The organism is Streptomyces sparsus (assembly GCF_054776295.1).
Genome location: NZ_BAAHCA010000021.1, coordinates 1 through 19,579 on the forward strand (window position 1 = coordinate 1; position 19,579 = coordinate 19,579).

Annotated in this window: 19 protein-coding genes and 2 pseudogenes; 15 read left to right on the forward strand and 6 right to left on the reverse strand. The window is 70.9% G+C overall.

Annotated elements, in window-relative coordinates; all coding sequences use genetic code 11:
- The 8 genes and pseudogenes from ACYVE9_RS03135 to nuoN all read left to right on the forward strand — a co-directional run.
- Positions 1-183 (forward strand): annotated as a pseudogene (locus ACYVE9_RS03135) (hypothetical protein); the annotation flags it as partial.
- A gap of 59 nt (positions 184-242) precedes the next feature.
- Complete coding sequence (gene nuoH, locus ACYVE9_RS03140) at positions 243-1,595, forward strand: NADH-quinone oxidoreductase subunit NuoH (RefSeq protein WP_461026159.1); 1,353 nt, start codon at positions 243-245, stop codon at positions 1,593-1,595.
- Positions 1,588-2,238, forward strand: coding sequence for an NADH-quinone oxidoreductase subunit NuoI (gene nuoI / locus ACYVE9_RS03145; RefSeq protein ID WP_461026141.1), 651 nt, complete (start codon positions 1,588-1,590; stop codon positions 2,236-2,238). The genes nuoH and nuoI overlap by 8 nt, the downstream gene beginning before the upstream one ends.
- Positions 2,235-3,077, forward strand: a complete 843-nt coding sequence (locus ACYVE9_RS03150) for an NADH-quinone oxidoreductase subunit J (protein WP_461026142.1) — start codon at positions 2,235-2,237, stop codon at positions 3,075-3,077. Before nuoI ends, ACYVE9_RS03150 begins: the two co-directional genes overlap by 4 nt.
- The gene (gene nuoK, locus ACYVE9_RS03155) at positions 3,074-3,373 is read left to right on the forward strand and encodes an NADH-quinone oxidoreductase subunit NuoK (protein WP_461026143.1); all 300 of its coding nucleotides are present in this window, start codon (positions 3,074-3,076) and stop codon (positions 3,371-3,373) included. The genes ACYVE9_RS03150 and nuoK overlap by 4 nt, the downstream gene beginning before the upstream one ends.
- A gap of 13 nt (positions 3,374-3,386) precedes the next feature.
- Positions 3,387-5,282 (forward strand): NADH-quinone oxidoreductase subunit L, encoded by a 1,896-nt coding sequence (gene nuoL / locus ACYVE9_RS03160; protein ID WP_461026144.1) that lies wholly within the window; start codon positions 3,387-3,389, stop codon positions 5,280-5,282.
- Between the two features lie 3 nt (positions 5,283-5,285).
- Positions 5,286-6,914 (forward strand): NADH-quinone oxidoreductase subunit M, encoded by a 1,629-nt coding sequence (locus tag ACYVE9_RS03165; protein WP_461026145.1) that lies wholly within the window; start codon positions 5,286-5,288, stop codon positions 6,912-6,914.
- Entirely contained in the window at positions 6,911-8,575 is a 1,665-nt protein-coding gene (gene nuoN, locus ACYVE9_RS03170; RefSeq protein WP_461026146.1) for an NADH-quinone oxidoreductase subunit NuoN, read from the forward strand. The genes ACYVE9_RS03165 and nuoN overlap by 4 nt, the downstream gene beginning before the upstream one ends.
- A 28-nt stretch (positions 8,576-8,603) precedes the next feature.
- Here the strand turns inward: nuoN and ACYVE9_RS03175 are convergent, their stop codons facing one another.
- Together ACYVE9_RS03175 and fahA are read right to left on the reverse strand one after the other, a co-directional pair.
- Positions 8,604-9,080 (reverse strand): hypothetical protein, encoded by a 477-nt coding sequence (locus ACYVE9_RS03175; protein ID WP_461026147.1) that lies wholly within the window; start codon positions 9,078-9,080, stop codon positions 8,604-8,606.
- Between the two features lie 60 nt (positions 9,081-9,140).
- A complete protein-coding gene (gene fahA / locus ACYVE9_RS03180; RefSeq protein ID WP_461026148.1) occupies positions 9,141-10,370 on the reverse strand; it encodes a fumarylacetoacetase in 1,230 nt (409 codons plus the stop codon).
- 163 nt (positions 10,371-10,533) lie between these two features.
- Between fahA and ACYVE9_RS03185 the strand changes: the two genes are divergently transcribed.
- On the forward strand, positions 10,534-11,544 hold the full coding sequence (locus ACYVE9_RS03185; protein ID WP_461026149.1) for a polyprenyl synthetase family protein: 1,011 nt from the start codon (positions 10,534-10,536) through the stop codon (positions 11,542-11,544).
- Positions 11,545-11,837: 293 nt separating this feature from the next.
- Positions 11,838-13,121, forward strand: a complete 1,284-nt coding sequence (locus tag ACYVE9_RS03190) for a LolA family protein (protein ID WP_461026150.1) — start codon at positions 11,838-11,840, stop codon at positions 13,119-13,121.
- 274 nt (positions 13,122-13,395) lie between these two features.
- On the opposite strand, the gene ACYVE9_RS03195 is transcribed toward ACYVE9_RS03190, so the two are convergent.
- Together ACYVE9_RS03195 and ACYVE9_RS03200 are read right to left on the reverse strand one after the other, a co-directional pair.
- Positions 13,396-13,533: a VOC family protein gene (locus ACYVE9_RS03195; protein ID WP_461026151.1), complete on the reverse strand. Its 138-nt coding sequence runs from the start codon at positions 13,531-13,533 to the stop codon at positions 13,396-13,398.
- 54 nt (positions 13,534-13,587) lie between these two features.
- Positions 13,588-13,713: a hypothetical protein gene (locus tag ACYVE9_RS03200; protein WP_461026152.1), complete on the reverse strand. Its 126-nt coding sequence runs from the start codon at positions 13,711-13,713 to the stop codon at positions 13,588-13,590.
- Between the two features lie 35 nt (positions 13,714-13,748).
- Between ACYVE9_RS03200 and ACYVE9_RS03205 the strand changes: the two are divergent.
- Together ACYVE9_RS03205 and ACYVE9_RS03210 are read left to right on the forward strand one after the other, a co-directional pair.
- Positions 13,749-13,892 (forward strand): annotated as a pseudogene (locus ACYVE9_RS03205) (CGNR zinc finger domain-containing protein); the annotation flags it as partial.
- 248 nt (positions 13,893-14,140) lie between these two features.
- Positions 14,141-15,280, forward strand: coding sequence for a serine hydrolase domain-containing protein (locus tag ACYVE9_RS03210; protein WP_461026153.1), 1,140 nt, complete (start codon positions 14,141-14,143; stop codon positions 15,278-15,280).
- Between the two features lie 139 nt (positions 15,281-15,419).
- On the opposite strand, the gene ACYVE9_RS03215 is transcribed toward ACYVE9_RS03210, so the two are convergent.
- A complete protein-coding gene (locus tag ACYVE9_RS03215; RefSeq protein WP_461026154.1) occupies positions 15,420-16,790 on the reverse strand; it encodes a M28 family metallopeptidase in 1,371 nt (456 codons plus the stop codon).
- A 196-nt stretch (positions 16,791-16,986) separates the two neighbouring features.
- Between ACYVE9_RS03215 and ACYVE9_RS03220 the strand changes: the two genes are divergently transcribed.
- The 3 genes from ACYVE9_RS03220 to ACYVE9_RS03230 all read left to right on the forward strand — a co-directional run bounded on the left by ACYVE9_RS03220 (position 16,987) and on the right by ACYVE9_RS03230 (position 18,781).
- Complete coding sequence (locus ACYVE9_RS03220; RefSeq protein ID WP_461026155.1) at positions 16,987-17,793, forward strand: AAC(3) family N-acetyltransferase; 807 nt, start codon at positions 16,987-16,989, stop codon at positions 17,791-17,793.
- 137 nt (positions 17,794-17,930) lie between these two features.
- Positions 17,931-18,371 (forward strand): helix-turn-helix domain-containing protein, encoded by a 441-nt coding sequence (locus ACYVE9_RS03225; protein ID WP_461026156.1) that lies wholly within the window; start codon positions 17,931-17,933, stop codon positions 18,369-18,371.
- Complete coding sequence (locus ACYVE9_RS03230; protein ID WP_461026157.1) at positions 18,368-18,781, forward strand: DUF4180 domain-containing protein; 414 nt, start codon at positions 18,368-18,370, stop codon at positions 18,779-18,781. The genes ACYVE9_RS03225 and ACYVE9_RS03230 overlap by 4 nt, the downstream gene beginning before the upstream one ends.
- A gap of 52 nt (positions 18,782-18,833) precedes the next feature.
- Here the strand turns inward: ACYVE9_RS03230 and ACYVE9_RS03235 are convergent, their stop codons facing one another.
- Positions 18,834-19,463 (reverse strand): AAA family ATPase, encoded by a 630-nt coding sequence (locus ACYVE9_RS03235; RefSeq protein ID WP_461026158.1) that lies wholly within the window; start codon positions 19,461-19,463, stop codon positions 18,834-18,836.
- Positions 19,464-19,579: the final 116 nt, after the last annotated feature.

Here is a 19,579-nt window from a genome sequence, read left to right on the forward strand (position 1 = left end):
ACCGTGCGGCTGCCGCTGGCCGTCACCCCCATGCCCGACCGGGTGGTGTGGCTGCCGCTCAACTCCGTCGGCGGCGGCGTCGCCGCGGACACCGGTGCGCAGCCCGGCGGGCTGGTCCGGATCGGCGCCCCCGCCGACCCCGGCACCGACACCGAAGCAGCATCACCGGAGGTGCGAGCGTGAGCGTCAACCAGGCGGGGATCCCCGGCTTCCCGGTCCACCTCGCCGCCGAGGACCTGTCCATGTTCGGGACCGACCCGTTCTGGCTGATCCTGGTCAAGGCGGTCTTCTGCTTCGCCTTCCTGATGGTGACCGTGCTCATCTCCATCGTCATGGAGCGCAAGGTCGTCGCCTGGATGCAGCTGCGGGTCGGCCCCAACCGGCACGGCCCCTGGGGCATGCTCCAGTCGCTCGCCGACGGCATCAAGCTGATGCTGAAGGAGGACGTCACCGTCAAGGGCGCCGACAAGGCCGTCTACGTGCTGGCCCCGATCCTCGGCGCCATCCCGGCCTTCATGGCGATCGCCGTCATCCCCTTCGGTCCGCCCGGCAACGAGGTGTCGATCTTCGGCACCCGCACCGCGATGCAGCTCACCGACATGCCGGTGGCGATCCTCTACATCCTCGCCACCGCGTCCATCGCCGCCTACGGCACCGTGCTCGCCGGCTGGTCGTCCGGCTCGACGTACCCGCTGCTCGGCGGCGTGCGGGCCACCGCCCAGATCATCAGCTACGAGGTCGCCATGGGCCTCAGCTTCGCCGCGGTGTTCCTCTACTCCGGCTCGATGTCCACCTCGACGATCGTCGGCGCGCAGGGCGACACCTGGTTCGCGGTGCTGCTGCCCGTGTCGTTCCTCATCTACATGGTCGCCATGGTCGGTGAGGCCCACCGGGCGCCGTTCGACATGCCCGAGTCCGAGGGCGACCTCGTCGGCGGCTTCAACACCGAGTACTCGTCGATCAAGTTCGCGATGTTCATGCTCGCCGAGTACATCCACATGGTCACCGTCTCCGCGCTCGCCGTGACGCTGTTCCTCGGCGGCTGGCGTGCGCCGGCACCCATCTCCACCTGGTGGCCGGGCGCCAACGAGGGCTGGTGGCCGCTGCTGTGGTTCGTCATCAAGCTCAACATGCTGCTGTTCGTCTTCGTCTGGCTGCGCGGCACCCTGCCGCGGGTCCGCTACGACCAGTTCATGAAGCTGGGCTGGAAGATCCTCATCCCCGTCTCCCTGGTGTGGCTGATGATGGTCGCCACCGTCCGGGCGATGCGCAACGAGGGCTACGAGTTCACCCAGATCATCCTGTGGGTCGCCGGCGGCATTCTCGCGCTGCTGCTGATCTCCTTCGTCGTGGACATCTTCCGCGACCGGGAGGAACGCCGGACCGCCGCCGAGGCGGAGGCAGCCGGCGAACCCGAGTTCGACCCGATGGCGGGCGGCTACCCCGTGCCGCCGCTGCCGGGGCAGAGCCTGCCGGCGGTACCGCGCCGCAGGTCCCGCCACGAGCAGCCGGCCACCGTACCGGCCGGAGCCGGCGGCGACCGGGACTCGCGCGATGCCGAGAGCGCCGAGAGCAAGGAGTCCGACGATGCCTGAATTCCTCAACCCGGTGGCCGGCTTCGGCGTGACCTTCAAGGCCATGTTCAAGAAGCGGCTCACCGAGCAGTACCCCGAGGAGAAGAAGCCCACCGCGCCGCGCTTCCACGGCCGCCACCAGCTGAACCGGCACCCGGACGGCCTGGAGAAGTGCATCGGCTGCGAACTGTGCGCCTGGGCCTGCCCGGCCGACGCCATCTACGTCGAGGGCGCCGACAACACCGAGGAGGAGCGCTACTCGCCCGGGGAGCGCTACGGCCGCGTCTACCAGATCAACTACCTGCGCTGCATCCTGTGCGGACTGTGCGTCGAGGCGTGCCCCACCCGGGCACTGACCATGACCAACGAGTACGAACTCGCCGACCGCACCCGTGAGTCGCTCATCTACACCAAGGAGGAGCTGCTCGTCGGCCTCCAGGAGGGCATGGTCGACTCGCCGCACGCGATCTTCCCCGGCATGACCGACAAGGACTACTACAGCGGGCTCGTCACCGAGGCCGCCCCCGGCACCGTCCAGCAGGACATCACCGACAGCGGCGTGCCCCAGGCGTCCGCCGACACCTTCGGCGCGGACGAGCCGGCCGCCGAACCCGCCCCCGAGCCGACCACCGCGCCGGCCGCCGAGGCGGTGAACGACAAGTGAGCACCGCACTCGCCACCGGCCCCGACCTGCTGGCAGCCACCACCTCCACAGCGGAGGCCGTCCAGTTCTACGTACTGGGCGCCTTCGCCGTCGCCGGCGCACTCGGCACCGTCCTGCTGCGGCGCGCGGTCCACTCCGCGCTCTGCCTCGCCGGAACCATGATCGTGCTCGCCGTCTTCTACCTCGCCAACGGCGCCTACTTCCTGGGCATCGTGCAGATCGTCGTCTACACCGGCGCGGTCATGATGCTGTTCCTCTTCGTACTGATGCTGGTCGGCGTCAGCGCCGCCGACTCACTGAAGGAAACCCTCAAGGGGCAGCGCTGGATGGCCGTGCTCTGCGCGGTCGGCCTTGCGATGCTGCTCATCGCCGGTATCGGCCAGGCCTCGCTGGGCACCTTCACCGGCCTCGCCGAAGCCAACGCCGCACACGGCGGCAACGTGCCGGGCATCGCCGAGAAGCTGTTCACCGAGTACGTCGTCGCCTTCGAGATCACCGGCGTGCTGCTCACCGTCGCAGCGGTCGGCGCCACGATGCTCACCCACCGGGAGCGCATCGAGAAGCCCGCCTCGCAGCGTGAGCAGGCCGAAGCCCGCGTCCGCGCCGGCAAGCAACTGCCGCCGCTGCCCGCGCCCGGCGTCTACGCCCGGCACAACGGCGTCAACCAGCCCGGTCTGCTGCCCGACGGCACCCCGTCCGAGCTGACCGTCAACCCCACGCTCCGCGAACGCGGCCAGGTCCGGGAGATCAGCCCCGAGCGGCTGGCCGAACTCGCGGCCCTGGAACGGCGCACCGCCGAGTACCACGGGCAGACGCCCGCCGAGGAGGCCGGCAAGTGAACCCGGTGAACTACCTGTACCTGGCCGCCCTGCTGTTCACCATCGGCGCCTCCGGCGTGCTGATCCGGCGGAACGCCATCGTGGTCTTCATGAGCGTCGAGCTGATGCTGAACGCGGCCAACCTCACCCTGGTCTCCTTCTCCCGCATGCACGGCAACCTCGACGGTCAGGTCATGGCGTTCTTCGTCATGGTCGTCGCCGCCGCGGAGGTCGTGGTGGGACTGGCGATCATCGTGATGCTCTACCGCTCCCGCCACTCGGCCTCGGTCGACGACGCCAGCCTGATGAAGCTGTAAGGGGTACGAACCAGTGGAGTCATTGATCGGACTGCTCGTCGCGGCGCCGCTGCTCGGCGCGGCCGTCCTGCTGTGCGGCGGGCGAAGGCTGGACGGGATCGGGCACTGGCTCGGCACCGTGCTGGCCGGCGCGTCCTTCGTCATCGCCGGCGTGCTCTTCGCCGACATGCTCGGCCGCGGCGGGGACGACCGCGCCCTGCACCAGCACCTGTTCAGCTGGGTGCCGGTGGCCGACTTCCAGGCGGACGTCGCCTTCCAGCTGGACCAGCTGTCGATGACCTTCGTGCTGCTGATCACCGGTGTGGGCACCCTGATCCACATCTACTCGATCGGCTACATGGAGCACGACGAGCGCCGCCGCCGCTTCTTCGGTTATCTCAACCTGTTCCTGTCGGCGATGCTGCTGCTCGTCCTCGCCGACAACTACCTGCTGCTGTACGTCGGCTGGGAGGGCGTCGGCCTCGCCTCGTTCCTGCTGATCGGCTTCTGGCAGCACAAGCCCAGCGCGGCCACCGCCGCGAAGAAGGCGTTCCTGGTCAACCGGGTCGGCGACATGGGACTGGCCATCGCCATCTTCCTCATGTTCACCACCTTCGGCACCTTCGCCTTCACCCCCGTGCTCGGCAGCGCCACCGAGGCGAGCGAGGGCACGCTCACCGCGATCGGCCTGATGCTGCTGCTCGCCGCGTGCGGCAAGTCCGCCCAGGTACCACTCCAGTCCTGGCTGGGCGACGCCATGGAGGGCCCGACCCCGGTCTCCGCCCTGATCCACGCGGCGACGATGGTCACCGCCGGCGTCTACCTCATCACCCGCTCCGGAGCGATCTTCAACGCCGCACCCGACGCGCAGACCGTGGTGGTCGCCGTCGGCGCCGTCACGCTGCTGTTCGGTGCGATCATCGGTTGCGCCAAGGACGACATCAAGAAGGCGCTCGCCGGCTCGACCATGTCGCAGATCGGCTACATGGTGCTCGCCGCCGGCCTCGGCCCGATCGGCTACGCCTTCGCGATCATGCACCTCGTCACGCACGGCTTCTTCAAGGCCGGGCTGTTCCTCGGCGCCGGCTCCGTCATGCACGGCATGAACGACGAGGTCGACATGCGCAAGTACGGCGGCCTGCGCAAGTACATGCCGGTCACCTTCGTCACCTTCGGGCTCGGCTACCTCGCCATCATCGGCTTCCCCGGCCTCTCCGGCTTCTTCTCCAAGGACGCCATCATCGAGGCGGCCTTCGCCAAGGGCGGCACCCAGGGCTGGATCCTGGGCCTCGTCACCCTGCTCGGCGCGGCCATCACCGCCTACTACATGACGCGCGTGATGATCCTGACGTTCTTCGGCGAGAAGCGCTGGCAGCCCGACGCCCAGGGCAACGAGCCGCACCCGCACGAGTCGCCGAAGTCCATGACCATCCCCATGGTGGTGCTCGCCTTCGGCTCGGTCTTCGCCGGCGGCCTGTTCAAGCTGAACGACGCCTTCGTCAACTGGCTGGAACCCGTCACCGCCTACGAGCACGGACACCCGCCGCTGAGCGTCCCGGTCATCACCTCGCTCACCGTCGTCGTGCTGCTCGTCGGTGTCGGCGTGGCCTGGCTCCAGTACGGGCGCAGCCCCGTCCCCGTGGTCGCCCCGCGCGGCAGCGTGCTCACCCGAGCGGCCCGACGCGACCTGCTCCAGGACGACGTCAACCACGTCGTGCTGGTCCGCGGCGGCGAGCACCTCACCCGCAGCCTCGTCTACGTCGACCACAAACTCGTCGACGGTGTCGTCAACGGCACCGCCGCCGGGTTCGGTGGGCTGTCCGGCCGGCTGCGACGCGTCCAGAACGGCTTCGCCCGCAGTTACGCGGTCTCGATGTTCGGCGGTGCGGCGCTCCTGATCGCTGCCACCCTGCTGATGAGGGCGGTCTGATTCATGTCTGCTTCCACCTTTCCCCTGCTCACGGCGACAGCCGTGCTGCCCGCCCTCGGCGCGGTCGCCACCGCTGCCGTGCCCGCCGCGAAGCGGTCCGCCGCCAAGTGGCTGGCACTGCTGGTGTCACTCGCGACGCTGGTGCTCGCCGCGGTGGTGCTGATCCGCTTCGACCCCGGCGGTGACCGCTACCAGCTGACCGAGTCCCACGCGTGGATCGCCGACTTCGGCGTCCGCTACGAACTGGGCGCCGACGGCATCGGCGTGGCGATGATCGCGCTGACCGCGCTGCTCATCCCGTTCGTCATCGGCGCCGGCTGGAACGACGCCGACGCCGACGCCGACGCCGACGACGCCGAGGACGCGGGCGGGACGAACCGGCGGTGGCGGCCCACGCAGGGCTTCTTCGCGCTGATCCTGATGGTCGAGGCGATGGTGATCATCTCCTTCGCCGCCACCGACGTCTTCCTCTTCTACATCTTCTTCGAAGCCATGCTCATCCCGATGTACTTCCTCATCGGCGGCTTCGGCGACCGCGCCCACGCGGGCGGCGAGGAGGACGGCGCCAAGCAGCGCAGCTACGCCGCGGTCAAGTTCCTGCTCTACAACCTGGCCGGCGGCCTCGTCATGCTGGCCGCCGTCATCGGCCTCTACGTCGTCACCGCCGACCAGCTCGGCGAGGGCACGTTCTCCCTCCAGCAGATCACCGAGGCCCGCGCCGCCGGCGAGCTGACCATGGGCACCGGCATGGAACGGCTGCTGTTCCTCGGCTTCTTCCTCGCCTTCGCGATCAAGGCGCCGCTGTGGCCGCTGCACACCTGGCTGCCCAACGCCATGGGCGAGGCCACCTCACCCGTCGCGGTACTGATCACCGCGGTCGTCGACAAGGTCGGCACCTTCGCGATGCTGCGGTTCTGCCTCGGCCTCTTCCCCGAGGCGAGCGCCTGGGCGACCCCGGTGGTGATCACGCTGGCGCTGGTCAGCATCATCTACGGCGCGCTGCTCGCCGTCGGCCAGCGCGACATCAAACGCCTGGTGGCGTACGCGTCGATCTCCCACTTCGGCTTCATCGTGCTGGGCATCTTCGCGATGACCAGCCAGGGCCAGAGCGGCGCGACGCTGTACATGGTCTTCCACGGCCTCTCCACCGCCGCCCTGATGCTCGTCGCCGGCTTCCTCATCTCCCGGCGCGGCTCGCGGCTCATCGCGGACTACGGAGGGGTGCAGAAGGTCGCACCGGTACTCGCCGGCACCTTCCTCGTCGGCGGACTCGCCACCCTGTCGCTGCCCGGACTCGCCCCCTTCGTCAGCGAGTTCCTCGTCCTGGTGGGCACCTTCAGCCGCTACCCGGCGGCCGGCATCGTCGCCACCGCGGGCATCGTGCTGGCGGCCCTGTACGTCCTGCTGCTGTACCAGCGGACCATGACCGGGCCGGTCGAGAAGCCGGAGATCGCGTCCATGCCCGACCTGCGGCCCCGCGAACTCGCCGTGGTCGCGCCGCTGATCGCCCTGCTGATCGTCCTCGGGGTCTTCCCGAAGCCGCTGACCGAGATCGTCAACCCGGCGGTTGAGCACACCCTGTCGGATGTGCAGAAGACCGACCCCGAGCCAGAGGTGGAGGCGGCGAAGTGAGTGCCCCAACGAGCACCGACCAGATCGCGGCATCCGTCCACAGTCTGTGGACGAGCAGCGCGCCGGCGTCGGGCACGCCCTCGATCGAATACGTCCAGCTGTCCCCGGCCCTGATCGTGCTCGGCGTCGCCGTGCTCGGCATCCTGGTCGAGGCGTTCGCACCGCGGAACGTCCGCTACCCCGCCCAGGTAGGACTCGCCGCGCTCGCCCTCGCCGGCAGCTTCGCGGCCGTCGTCGGCCTCGCCGCCGGCGGCCACGCCACGGGGAAGGCCGCGGTGGTCGGCCTCGGCTCCATCGCCGTCGACGGCCCCGCGCTGTTCCTCCAGGGCATCATCCTGCTGGTCGCGCTGGCCTCCGTCTTCACCTTCGCCGAACGCAAACTGGAACCCGTCGCGCACGGCGCGCGGGTGGACTCCTTCGCCGCCCAACCCGCCTCGGTACCCGGCGGCGAGGGCGAGCAGGCCGCGACCAAGGCCGGCTGGACCACCACCGAGATCTTCCCGCTGCTGCTCTTCGCGGTCGGCGGCATGATGATCTTCCCGGCCGCCAACGACCTGCTGACGCTGTTCATCGCGCTCGAGGTCTTCTCGCTGCCGCTCTACCTGCTCTGCGCGCTGGCCCGCCGCCGGCGGCTGCTCTCGCAGGAGGCGGCGGTCAAGTACTTCCTGCTCGGCGCCTTCTCCTCGGCGTTCCTCATCTTCGGCATCGCGCTGCTCTACGGCTACGCCGGCACCGTCGACTACGCGGGCATCGCCCGGGTCGTGGACGGCACCGTCGCCAGCCCCGACCCGGCGCTCGCCGCCGCCATGGGCAACGACGCGCTGCTGCTGATCGGCGGCGCCATGGTGATGATGGGCCTGCTGTTCAAGGTCGGCGCCGTCCCCTTCCACATGTGGACCCCCGACGTCTACCAGGGCGCCCCGACCCCCGTCACCGGCTTCATGGCCGCCGCCACCAAGGTCGCCGCGTTCGGCGCCCTGCTGCGGCTGCTCTACGTGGTGCTGCCCGGCCTGCGCTGGGACTGGCAGCCGATCGTGTGGGGCGTGGCCATCGCGTCCATGCTGATCGGCGCGATCGTCGCCATCACCCAGACCGACGTGAAGCGGCTGCTCGCCTACTCCTCCATCGCGCACGCCGGCTTCATCCTGGCCGGCGTCGTCGCCACCTCACCGGAGGGCATCTCCTCGGTGCTCTTCTACCTGCTCGCGTACTCCTTCGTCACCCTCGGCGCGTTCGCCGTGGTGACACTGGTCCGCGACTCCGGGGGAGAGGCCACCCACCTGTCGAAGTGGGCCGGACTGGGCAGGCGCTCACCGCTCGTCGCCGCCGTCTTCGCCCTCTTCCTGCTCGCCTTCGCCGGCATCCCGCTCACCTCCGGCTTCGCCGGCAAGTTCGCGGTGTTCAAGGCGGCGGCCGAAGGCGGCGCGGGCGCACTGGTCGTGGTCGGCGTCATCGCCTCCGCGATCGCCGCGTTCTTCTACGTCCGCGTCATCGTGCTGATGTTCTTCAGCGAGCCCCGCGCGGACGGCCCGACGGTCGCCATCCCCAGCAGCTTCACCAGCGTCACCATCGGCGTGGCCGTCGTCGTGACCCTGGTACTGGGCGTCGCACCGCAGTACTTCCTCGACCTGGCCTCCCAGGCGGGGGTGTTCGTCCGCTGACGGCGACCCGGTCCTGTCATGCCTGGCCTCAGCCCTTGGGGATGAGGTTCTCCAGGTCGCTCAGATCCGTCGGGGCGTCCTTGGGCGCGTCGGCGACCTTCACGAAGGTGTCCGTGTCACCGCCGTTCCAGGTCACCTTCATCTCCTTGCCCTCGATGCCGTCGACGGTCCCGTTGGTGCGCTCCTCACCGCTGCCGTCGGGGCACTTCAGGGTCAGCGACGGCTGACCCGCGTCGGTGACCCGGCCGGTGCAGGCCATGTCGCCCCGCAGCAGCGTCGCGCCGTCACCCAGCACGGACAGCACGACGTCCTTGCCGTCGACCGTCGCGTTCCAGATGCCCTGCACCGAACCCGGCTGGGCCGCGGCCTCCTCGCCGCCCCCCTCCGAGGCGGGCGGCTTCTCGTCCTTCGCGCCCTCGTCCTCGCTGCTGCTTCCGCAACCGCTCATGAGCAGCACGGCCGCCATGACGGCGACCGCCCCCGTGTAACGCGCTGACGTGCGCACGTGCTTCTCCTCGGTCGTCGGTGAAGGGCCGGTGAAGGCCGGTTAGAGATGGCGGTCAAGCTAGCAGGCGATGCGCCCGGACACCTCTCCCAGGCCGACCCGGGCGCCGTCGGGACCCGGCGCCCAGGCGGTCAGCACCACCTCGTCGCCGTCCTCCAGGAACGTCCGCTTCCCCTCGGGGAGTTCGACGGCGTCCCGTCCGGACCAGGTCAGCTCCAGCAGGCAACCGCGCTGGTGCGGCTCCGGACCGCTGACCGTTCCCGACGCGAAGAGATCACCCGTTCGCAGTGACGCGCCGTTGACGGTCATGTGCGCCAGCTGCTGCGCCGCGGTCCAGTACATCGCCGAGAACGGCGGTTCGGCGATCGTGTGGCCGTTGAGCGACACACTGATCCGCAGATCGAAGCCGCCGGGCTCCAGCTCCGCGTCGTCCAGGTACTCCAGCAGCGCGTTGCTGCGCTCCGGCGGCGCCGTCCGCGCCGAGTCCAGCGCCTCCAGCGGCGTCACCCACGCCGACACCGACGTGGCGAACGACTTGCCCAGGAACGGGCCGAGCGGCACGTACTCCCACGCCTGGATGTCCCGGGCCGACCAGTCGTTGAGCAGGCACACACCGAAGACGTGCTCGCGGAACGCCGACTGCGGCACCGGCTCACCCAGCGACGACGGCGTGCCGACCACAAAGCCGACCTCCGCCTCGATGTCCAGCCGCTGCGACGGACCGAACACCGGACGCACCGCGGCGCCGGGATCGGCCGGCGGACGGCGCTGACCGCTGGGGCGCCGCACCTCCGTCCCCGACACCACGACGGTGCCCGCCCGGCCGTGGTAGCCGATCGGCAGGTGCTTCCAGTTCGGCGTGAGCGGCTCGCCGTCCGGCCGGAAGATCCGGCCCACGTTGGTGGCGTGGTGCTCACTGGCGTAGAAGTCGACGTAGTCGGCTACCTCGAACGGCAGGTGCATGGTGGCGTCGGCCAGCGGCACCAGCAGCTCACCCACCCGCTCCCGGTCCGCCGCCGACGTCAGCCACAGCCGCGCGTCGGTGCGCACCGCCGTCCACACCGCGCGTCCCGCCGCCAGCAGCGGGTTGAGGGTGTCCGCGGCCAACAGGTCCGCGTGCGGCGACGCGAACAGCTCCGCCGCCGCGCCGAGGTCGAGTACGTGATCGCCGTAGCGGATCCCGATGCGCCGCCGGCCAGGGGTGTCGGCCGTGCTGAAGACGCCGTAGGGAAGATTGTGCTGCCCGAAAAGATGGTCTTCGGGAAGAATGAGACGGTTCGCTGCTGACATGGGGTGGTGCCCTCGCCTTCGAGGTCGTCGCCGGTCTCGGCCGCGCCCAGGCTATCGAGGGACGTGCCTGACGTGATCGTCATGTGACCGGATACGCTGCCCGTGATGGTGGCAGCGACGCAGTGACCAGCTGAGTGATTGTCCGCAGACAGGAGACCCCCTCGTGACCGTCGTCGGGCCCTTGGGGCTGAGCGTGCGGGACCAGGCTCTGGAAGCCGATGTCCAGGCCGGTCTGGCGGCCGTCGAAGAGGGGTTGTTCGAAGCCACCAAGAGCAGCGTGCCGTTCATCACCGAAGCCGCCCAGCACCTGGTGCGGGCCGGCGGCAAACGGTTCCGGCCGCTGCTGGCGATGCTCGCCGCCCAGTTCGGCGACCCCCACGCCCCCGGCATCGTGCCGTCCGCCGTCGTCGTCGAACTGACCCACCTCGCGACGCTCTACCACGACGACGTGATGGACGAGGCCGACGTGCGCCGCGGCGTGCCCAGCGCCAACGTCAACTGGGGCAACTCGGTCGCCGTGCTCACCGGGGACTTCCTCTTCGCCCGCGCCTCGCACATCCTCGCCGAACTCGGCCCCGAGGCCGTGCGCGTCCAGGCGGAGGCCTTCGAGCGCCTGGTCACCGGCCAGATCCTGGAGACGGCCGGGCCGCGGGAGAACGCCGACCCCATCGACCACTACCTCGAGGTCGTCGCCGGCAAGACGGGCTCGCTGATCGCCGTCTCCGGCCGGTTCGGCTCACTCATGGCCGGCGCCGACGAACGCACCGTCGACGTGCTCACCCAGTACGGGGAGCGCATCGGCACCGCCTTCCAGCTCGCGGACGACGTCCTGGACATCGCCAGCGACTCCCACGAGTCCGGCAAGACCCCCGGAACCGACCTGCGGGAGGGCGTGCCCACCCTCCCGGTGCTGCACCTGCGCGCCATGGCCGCCCAGGGCGGCTCCGCCGACGACCGGGCACTGTGCGCGCTGCTCGACGGCGATCTCACCGACGACGCCCGGCACGCCGAGGCACTGGCCGGCCTGCGCGCCCACCCGGCGCTCCAGCAGGCCCGCCGGGACACCGTGCGCTACGCCGACCAGGCGCGGGAGGCACTCCAGCCGCTACCCGACTGCGGGGCGAAGGAAGCACTCGCGGAACTCTGCGACACCGTGGTGCACCGCGCCGGCTGACGACCGGGTCGGGGCCGGGCGCGGGGTGCGGGGTGTGTGGCTGCGGGGCGCTGGGTGTGGGGCAAGCGGGGGCGTGTGGCCTCGCTCCGTGGCCCCCGTGACCGGGTGGAACCCCTAGGGGCCGGTGGTGGTGAAAGCTCCGCGATGTCATCCCGTGGGATTACCCGGTTCGCCCCCGCTGGTTGACGCCCCGCCGCGTGTGGTTTGGTGTTATTGAACCACCACCCCGCACCGAGAAACCGGTGTCGATGGCGGCCGGGGGTGGGTGCCGCCAGCACGGAGGATGGGCAGTCATGGCTGAGACCCGAAAGAGCAACAAGGCGAAGCGATACGTGGTCCCGGTGGCCGTGGCAGGTGTCGCCGTCGCCAGCATCGGCCTGGTGCCGGCGCTCGCCGACAACGGCGACCCGGACCTGCCGAAGATCTCCGCGGAAGAACTCATCGCCAAGATCGCGAAGTCGGACGTACAGCAGGTGTCCGGCACCGTCCGGGTCAGTGCCGACCTGGGGCTTCCCGGCATGCAGAACGGTGCGGCGGTCGAGCTGCTGAAGGGCATGGCCGAGTCGTCCGCGCCGGAGGCCGGTGGCGACCCCGACCCGTCGAGCAGGCTGATGCAGCTCGCCTCCGGCGAGAACACCCTCCAGATCGCCGCGGACGGCCCCGGCAAGCAGCGCATCGTGCTCGGCAAGGGCGAGGGCGAGTACCTCCTCGTGCACAACGAGGGTGAGGTCTGGGGCTACGACCGGGCCGGCAACGCCGCCTACCACGCCAAGGCGCCCGCGGACGCCGAAGGCAAGGCGTCCGAGGACTCGCCGACCGGCGGGCTGGAGCACGCCAACCCGGCAGAGGCCGCCCGCCAGGCACTGGACGCGGTGGACGACACCACGAAGGTCACAGTGGACGGCACCACCCGGGTCGCCGGGCGGGACGCCTACCAGCTGGCCATCAGCCCCAAGGACGCGCCGGACTCCACGGTGGAGGCCATCCGGATCGCCGTGGACGCCGAGAACGGCTCCCCGCTGAAGTTCACCCTCGCCCCCAAGGGCGGCGGTAAGGCCATCGTGGAAGCCGGCTTCACCAAGGTCGACTTCACCAAGCCCGCCGCGGACACCTTCAGCTTCAAGCCGCCGAAGGGCGCCACCGTCACCGAGGCGGACGAGTTCGAGCACGGCAGCCAGGGCAAGCACGGGGACGGCGGCAAGGCGACCGAGGGCCCCGGTGAGCTGGACCTGGGCGGCCTGGACCTGGACGAGCTCGGCTTCGGCGAACTCGCCGGGGTGAACGGCGCCGAGGAGAGCCGGGTCATCGGCAAGGGCTGGAACTCGGTGATCGAGCTGAAGGCCCCCGAGGGTTCCGCTGCCGAGGGTTCCGGCACCGAGCGCGGCAAGGCGCCCGAGCCCGACGCGGGCCGTGCCGACGCGCTGCTGGACTCCTTCTCCGAGAAGGCGAAGGGCGAGTTCGGCACCGGCCGGGTCTTCAGCACCCGACTGGTGAACGTGCTGCTCACCGACGACGGCAGCGTCTACGCGGGCGCCGTCACCAAGGAGGGCCTGATCAAGGCCGCCAACGGCAGCTGACCTGCCGCTCCGCCACCTCCTGACACGGCTGCCCGAACCCACCCGGCAGTCCTGAGCCCGTCCTCGCTCCGGCCCCGCCGCCCTCCCAGGGCGCCGGGGTCGCGGCGCGTGCGGGCGACACGGCGACCCGCGCCGACCGGCCGCTGTCCGAGTGGCGGGGGCGTCAGCCGGACGGCTCCTGGACGCCCTGATCCGGGGCGGCCCTCTCGCTCCCTCGCCGTTGCCTCAGGAGACGCAGAACTCGTTGCCCTCAGGGTCGGCCAGCACCGTCCACTCACCGGGCGGCCCTATTTGTGTGTTGGGCGGCGGTGGCGCCGAGTGCCTGGAGTCGGTGCATCGTCTGCTCACGTTCCCCCGGGCCGGAGGGGACGTCGATGTGCAGGCGGTTCTTGACCGTCTTCGCCTCCGGCACCGCTGGAACAGCAGGCGCCGGCCAAGGCCCGTGCCGGTGTCCGCCTCGAACGGGTCATCCGGGCGGCGGGCGGGCGGCGGCGTCCCGGAAGCCGGCGCGGCCTTCGTGTCGTACCAGCTGGGACTCGTCGATCACGCCTATCTCCAGCAGACGCGCGATGTGCGCGCTGTGATCCTCCACCTCGTACTCCAGGGCGGTCGCCCAGAAGTCCGCCTGCCTCGGACGACTGCCTGCTGGTCTTCGTGGACACCCCACGTCCCGGCAGGCGTCGCTGGTGCTCGATGGAGCACTGCGGCAACCGGCACAAGGTACGCGCCCTGCGAGCCCGACGGGACGAGGGTGAGCCGGGAGGCGGATGACACCCGGACGACCCGGCCCGGCGACACGTCCGCCGCCCGGCCACCGGAGACCGGCGCCCCCCGTCGGTCGACTGGTCGTCTTGCCGCCCAACTCCCGTCGTGGCACCGTGCAACGAGGTCGGCGCGGCGCGGCGTGTGTGCCGGACGCGCACCGGCGCGGCGGGCCTGGGGCGTCGGCGGTGCGGGTGTCCTTCGTCGTTCCGGCCCCACCACGCGCGACGAGCCTCACCACAGGGAGGGCCCGCTCCATGGCCGACACGTTCGGGAACTGCGACGCACGCTTCGAGCCGGTGAGGGAAGCCCTGGCCGCCCAGTTGGACTCCGGCAACGAACTGGGCGCGAGCATCACCGTGGACGTCGACGGCCGGTCGGTGGTCGACATCTGGGGCGGCTGGTGCGACACCGGGCGCCGCACACCCTGGGGCGAGCACACGCTCACCAACGTCTGGTCGACCACGAAGGCGGTCACCGCGCTCGCCGCCCTGGTGCTCGTCGACCGGGGGAAGCTCGACCCGTACACACCTGTCGCCGCCTACTGGCCGGAGTTCGCCGAGAACGGCAAGGAGCGGATCGAGGTCCGCCACGTGCTGAGCCACACCTCGGGGGTCTCCGGCTGGGAGGCTCCCTTCGCCGTGGAGGACCTGTACGACTGGGACCTCTCGACCCGGCGCCTCGCCGCGCAGCGGCCCTGGTGGGAGCCGGGCACCGCGTCCGGGTACCACGCCGTCAACCAGGGACATCTCATCGGGGAGTTGGTGCGACGGGTGACCGGCCGACCGCTCCGGGCCTTCGTGGCCGAGGAGTTGGCGGGTCCGCTCGGCGCCGACTTCCAGATCGGTGCGGCGGAAGCCGACTGGGAGCGGATCGCGCCGGTGGTGCCGCCGCCTCCGCTCGGGTTCGATCTCACCGTGTTCGACGAGGACAACCCCGCCCGCAAGACCCTCACGGGACCGCCGCTGGACGCCGAGACGGCCAACACGCCCGCCTGGCGCCGTGCCGACATCGGTGCGGCCAACGGTCACGGCAACGCCCGGTCGGTCGCCCGCATGCTGAGGACACTGACGCTGGGCGGAAGCGTCGACGGGATACGGGTGCTCTCCCCGGAGACGATCGACCTCGTCTTCGACGAGCAGAGCCACGGCACCGACCTGGTGCTCGGCGTGCCACTGCGCTTCGGCATCGGCTACGCGCTGCCCGAGACGGAGACCGTTCCCTACGCGCCGCAGGGTCGCGCCTGCTACTGGGGCGGCTGGGGCGGATCGCTCATCATGATGGATCTCGACAGCCGGACGACCGTCAGCTACGTCATGAACCGGATGGGCCCCGGCCTCATCGGCTCCGACCGCTCCGAGGCCTATGCGCGGGCCGTGCGGAGCTGTCTCGGCTGACTCCGGCCCCGTCGCCCGGCCGGCGAGCCCGTCCGACTCGATGAACCAGCCCCCTGCGTCCGTTGGGCCGGACGCAGGGGGCTGGGGGCGCACCCGACGGGGGCGCGCTCAGAGCGGGATGGCGCCCGGCCGGGTTGGGTCAGAAGGTGAGTTTCCAGCTGTTGAGGGTGCCGGTGTCGCGGGAGTAGACGTCCTGGACGCGGAGGCGCCAGGTGCCGTTGGCGGTCTGGGTGGAGGCGTTGACGGTGTAGGTGGTGTTGAGGTTGTCGCCGGAGTCGTTGGAGGAGTTCTTCAGGCGGTAGGTGGTGCCGCCGGGTCCGACGAGGTCGAGGACGAGGTCGCCGCGGTAGGTGTGGCGGATGTCGACGGTGACCTTGAGGTCGGTGGGCGCGTTGCCGGTGCGTCCGGTCACGTTGATCGAGGAGGTGACGGCCGGGCCGTTGTCCGGGATCGCCAGGTCGTCGGTGTTCTCGTACTCGTCACCGCCGGGCGGGGTGCCCGGGCCCTGACCGAGGGTCCAGATGGCGTGGGCCAGCGCGTCGCTGTTGCGGTCCAGCGCGGTGTCGTTGATGTTCGCCGTGGTGTCGCAGGAGGAGTGGTAGCAGCGGTCGAAGGCCTGACCCGCGGTGCCTCCCCACTTCTGGGCCTGCGCGGAGGACTTGGTGCGGCCGGCACCGGTGAAGAGACCGCCGACCCGGATGCCCGCGTTCTTGAACGAGGCGTGGTCGGAGCGTCCGTCACCCTCGGTCTCGATCTCGGTGGGGATGCCCCGGGCGGCGTACCAGTCCTTGAAGACGCCCTCCAGCTCCGGGTCGTCGTCATAGACGAAGTAGCCCGGGTTGGGTGAGGCCACCATGTCGAGGTTGAGGTAACCGTCGATCTTGGCCCGTTCCGAACTGGGCAGGTTGTTGACGTAGTACCGGGAGCCGATCAGGCCCAGTTCCTCCGCTCCCCACCAGGCGAAACGCAGCTGCTTGGTGGGTTCGAGGTCGGCGCGGGCGACGGCCAGCGCGGTTTCCAGCACGGCTGCGGAGCCGGAGCCGTTGTCGTTGATGCCGGCTCCGCTGGACACCGAGTCCAGGTGCCCTCCGGCCATCAGGACCTGGTTCGGGTCGCCGCCCGGCCACTCGGCGATCAGGTTGTAGCCGGTCGCGCCGCTCGTGGTGAACTGCTGGACGGTGGTCCGGTATCCGACCGCGTCCAGCTTTCCCTTGACGTAGTTGATCGACGCCAGGTACCCCGGGCGGCCGTGGGCCCGGTTTCCGCCGTTGGAGTTGGCGATGGACTGGAACTGGGTCAGGTGCCCCTTGAGGTTGGCCAGGGGGATGTCGGGTGCAGCGACGCTCGCCGCCGAGGTGGCGGCCTGCGGGGCCTGCGTTGCCGGCGTCGCGGTGGCCGCGGGCGCGGTGGCGAGCAGGCCGCCGGCGAGCACGGCGACCAGGCCGGTGGCCAGCGGTGCGCGGCGGCGTGCTGCTCTTCGTAAGGCGAGGTGCGGGGGGTGAGCAACCATGGGAGACTCCCGGTCGGGTTGACGTGGGCATGATGCTCGGGTGTGGCGGGGGAGCTGTCAATAGAGTCCGCGCATAACGGTGTTGAGTGACCGCTCAGCGGACACTGGGTGGACGCCGGGTGCGTCGTTCCCACCCGCGGCCCGTGCCGAAAATCCGCTGGCGGGGCGACGGCCCTGCCGGGCACACTCCCCAGCCATGGCAACCAGCGCCCCGACCGGGCCCCTGTGCACCCGCGACACGCTCACCCGCGACCTGCGGGGCCTCGGGCTGCGCCCGGGCGGGACGGTGCTCGTGCACACCTCGCTCAGCTCGATCGGCTGGGTGTGCGGGGGTGCCGCCACCGTCGTGCGGGCGCTGCTCGACGTGCTCGGAGAGGCCGGCACGCTCGTCGTCCCCACCCACTCCGGCGACAACTCCGACCCGGCGGGCTGGGTCAACCCACCCGTGCCGCGGGCGTGGTGGGCCGACATCCGGGCCTCCATGCCGGCGTACGACCCGCGCACCACACCCACCTTCGGCATGGGTGCCGTTCCCGAGGCGGCGCGGAACTGGCCCGGCGCCGCGCGCAGCGCGCACCCGCAGTCGTCCTTCGCGGCGATCGGCCCCCGTGCCGCCGCCGTCGTGGACGGCCATCCGTGGGACTGCGCCCTCGGCGAGCGGAGTCCGCTCGCCCGGCTGGAACAGCTCGGCGCCCACGTCCTCCTGCTGGGCACGGGCTTCGACTCCTGTACCGCCTTCCACCTGGCCGAACACCGCATCCCCGCGACGCGCTTCGACAACTCCTTCGCGGTGCTGACCCCACAGGGCCGCCGCTGGCACACCGTTCGGGACACCTCCGTCAACGAGGAGGACTTCGCCGCACTGGGCGCGGCCTTCGAACGCGACCGGCCGGTGGTGCGCGGCACGGTGGGCGCGGCCCGGGTCCGCCTCTTCCCGCTACCCGATGCCGTCGCCTACGCCGAACGCTGGCTGGCCGAGAACCGACCGCACCCGAAGGCATGAGAGCGCCCGAGCCGGTCACGCCGTAGGCCGCCGGAGCACGCTCTCCCTTCCTCATGCACTCCCTTTCCTTCCCTCTACTTCCCTATCTGTTATCTTTCAGGGAATTCTATGGCACTTTAGAGAAGGTCGGTGGGTAGGTGGACGACAGGCGGCTCTACACCGTCGACCAGGTGGCCGAGATCCTCGGCCTGCATCCGAAGACGGTGCGCGGCTACATCCGCGACGGACGGCTGACGGCGACGCGGGTCGGCAAGCGGTACCGCATCACCGCCGAGGACGTGGAGACCTTCACCGGCCGCTCGGCGCCCCCACCGGTCGGCGACGACGTCCGTCGCAGTCCGCGCGCGGAGGTGTCCGCGACGGTGCACCTGGACGCGGTCTCCCCGGAGACGGTGCACCGCATCGACGTCCTGCTCGGCGCCGCCGTCGCGCACCACGAGAGCGGCGAGGGGTCGCTCCAGATCCACACGGCCTACGACGAGGAACGGGCCACGGCACGAATCGTCCTGCTGGGCGGCCCGGTGCGGGTCGCCGGCGCGCTACAGGTTCTCAGCATGGTGACGGAGGAGTGGTCATGACGGACAGCACAACCACCGACCGGGTCGAGCGCATGGGGAACGTCACCGTGCTGCTGTGCGCGGCCGACGGCCCCCTGATCCGCGGCACCCAGGACGCGCTCGACGTGCTCGGCGCGGCGTTCGGCGCAGACGCCTCCTGGGCCGCCGTCCCGGTCAGCCGCTTCCACGAGGACTTCTTCCGGCTGCGCACCGGCGCCGCCGGGGAGGTGACGCAGAAGTTCGCCCAGTACCGCGTCGGCCTGGCCGTCGTCGGTGACATCGACGCGCACACGGCCGCCAGCGCCGCCCTGCGCGACCTGGTCCGCGAGGGCAACCGCGGCGGCGGCCTGTGGTGCGTCAGCGACCCGGAGGAACTCCGCGCCCGCCTCACCGCCGGACCGCGCGCCACCACCACCCCGGAGCGCCCCTGACGTCCGAAGCCGCGCCGCGGCCTCCGGGGGCACGCGGCCACGCTGGGCGAACCTAGTCGAAGCGGATGTGCCTGACGCCCGTCCAGGTGCGGCGCAGCGTGCCGATCAGCCGTCCGTCGGCGGGTTCGATCGGCAGGCCGGTCGATGCGGCGATGCGGTCTGCCACCTGCGCGATCGTCAGGTGGTCCGTCCACAGGTGCTGTGCGAACTCCGGGTGAACCAGTCGGGCCAGGCAGCGGTCCAGCGCGGAGACCGCGAAGCTCTCCCGTCGCAGGGGCGCGTGCCGGCCGCCGAGGACACGGGCGGCGTGGCCGAAGCCGCGCTCGCGCAGGCGTCGCAGCACGGTTTCCCGGTCGGCCAGCAGGGCGAAGTGCCGCACCTGGTGGCCATCGTCCCGCAGGCGGCCGACGGTCTCCCGGAAGTACGCCGGTTCGACGACCGTCATCGGTACGATCACCGTGCCGTCGTGCCGGGCCAGGACCAGTTCGAGCACCTCGTGCACGCCCTGCCGCCAGGAGTTGAGGTCCTGGAAGTCGCCGCGCAGGACCGGCGGCATCATGCGGTGCAGGCCGAAGCCGACGTGCTCCGGATCGCATACGACGCTTCCGGGGAGCCGTCTCCTGAGTTCGTACGCGGTCTGTGTCTTGCCGCCGCCGAACGGTCCGTTGATCCACACAAGCATGGCCGAACGCTACGACGGCGACAGCGCCGCCCGCACGGGTCAGGGCCGTTCGGGCGGCGCACCCGGCTCAGCGAGGGCCCGGCTCGGTGTGCGGGGCCGCGCCCGCGGCGGTGCCC

Coding starts and splice junctions, on each gene's coding strand:
- ACYVE9_RS03220 (WP_461026155.1), top strand. CDS start 16,987: ATGGCAACCAGCGCCCCGACCGGGCCCCTGTGCACCCGCGACACGCTC.
- fahA (WP_461026148.1), bottom strand. CDS start 10,370: ATGTCAGCAGCGAACCGTCTCATTCTTCCCGAAGACCATCTTTTCGGG.
- ACYVE9_RS03235 (WP_461026158.1), bottom strand. CDS start 19,463: ATGCTTGTGTGGATCAACGGACCGTTCGGCGGCGGCAAGACACAGACC.
- ACYVE9_RS03230 (WP_461026157.1), top strand. CDS start 18,368: ATGACGGACAGCACAACCACCGACCGGGTCGAGCGCATGGGGAACGTC.
- ACYVE9_RS03210 (WP_461026153.1), top strand. CDS start 14,141: ATGGCCGACACGTTCGGGAACTGCGACGCACGCTTCGAGCCGGTGAGG.
- ACYVE9_RS03165 (WP_461026145.1), top strand. CDS start 5,286: ATGTCTGCTTCCACCTTTCCCCTGCTCACGGCGACAGCCGTGCTGCCC.
- nuoI (WP_461026141.1), top strand. CDS start 1,588: ATGCCTGAATTCCTCAACCCGGTGGCCGGCTTCGGCGTGACCTTCAAG.
- nuoH (WP_461026159.1), top strand. CDS start 243: ATGTTCGGGACCGACCCGTTCTGGCTGATCCTGGTCAAGGCGGTCTTC.
- ACYVE9_RS03215 (WP_461026154.1), bottom strand. CDS start 16,790: ATGGTTGCTCACCCCCCGCACCTCGCCTTACGAAGAGCAGCACGCCGC.
- ACYVE9_RS03190 (WP_461026150.1), top strand. CDS start 11,838: ATGGCTGAGACCCGAAAGAGCAACAAGGCGAAGCGATACGTGGTCCCG.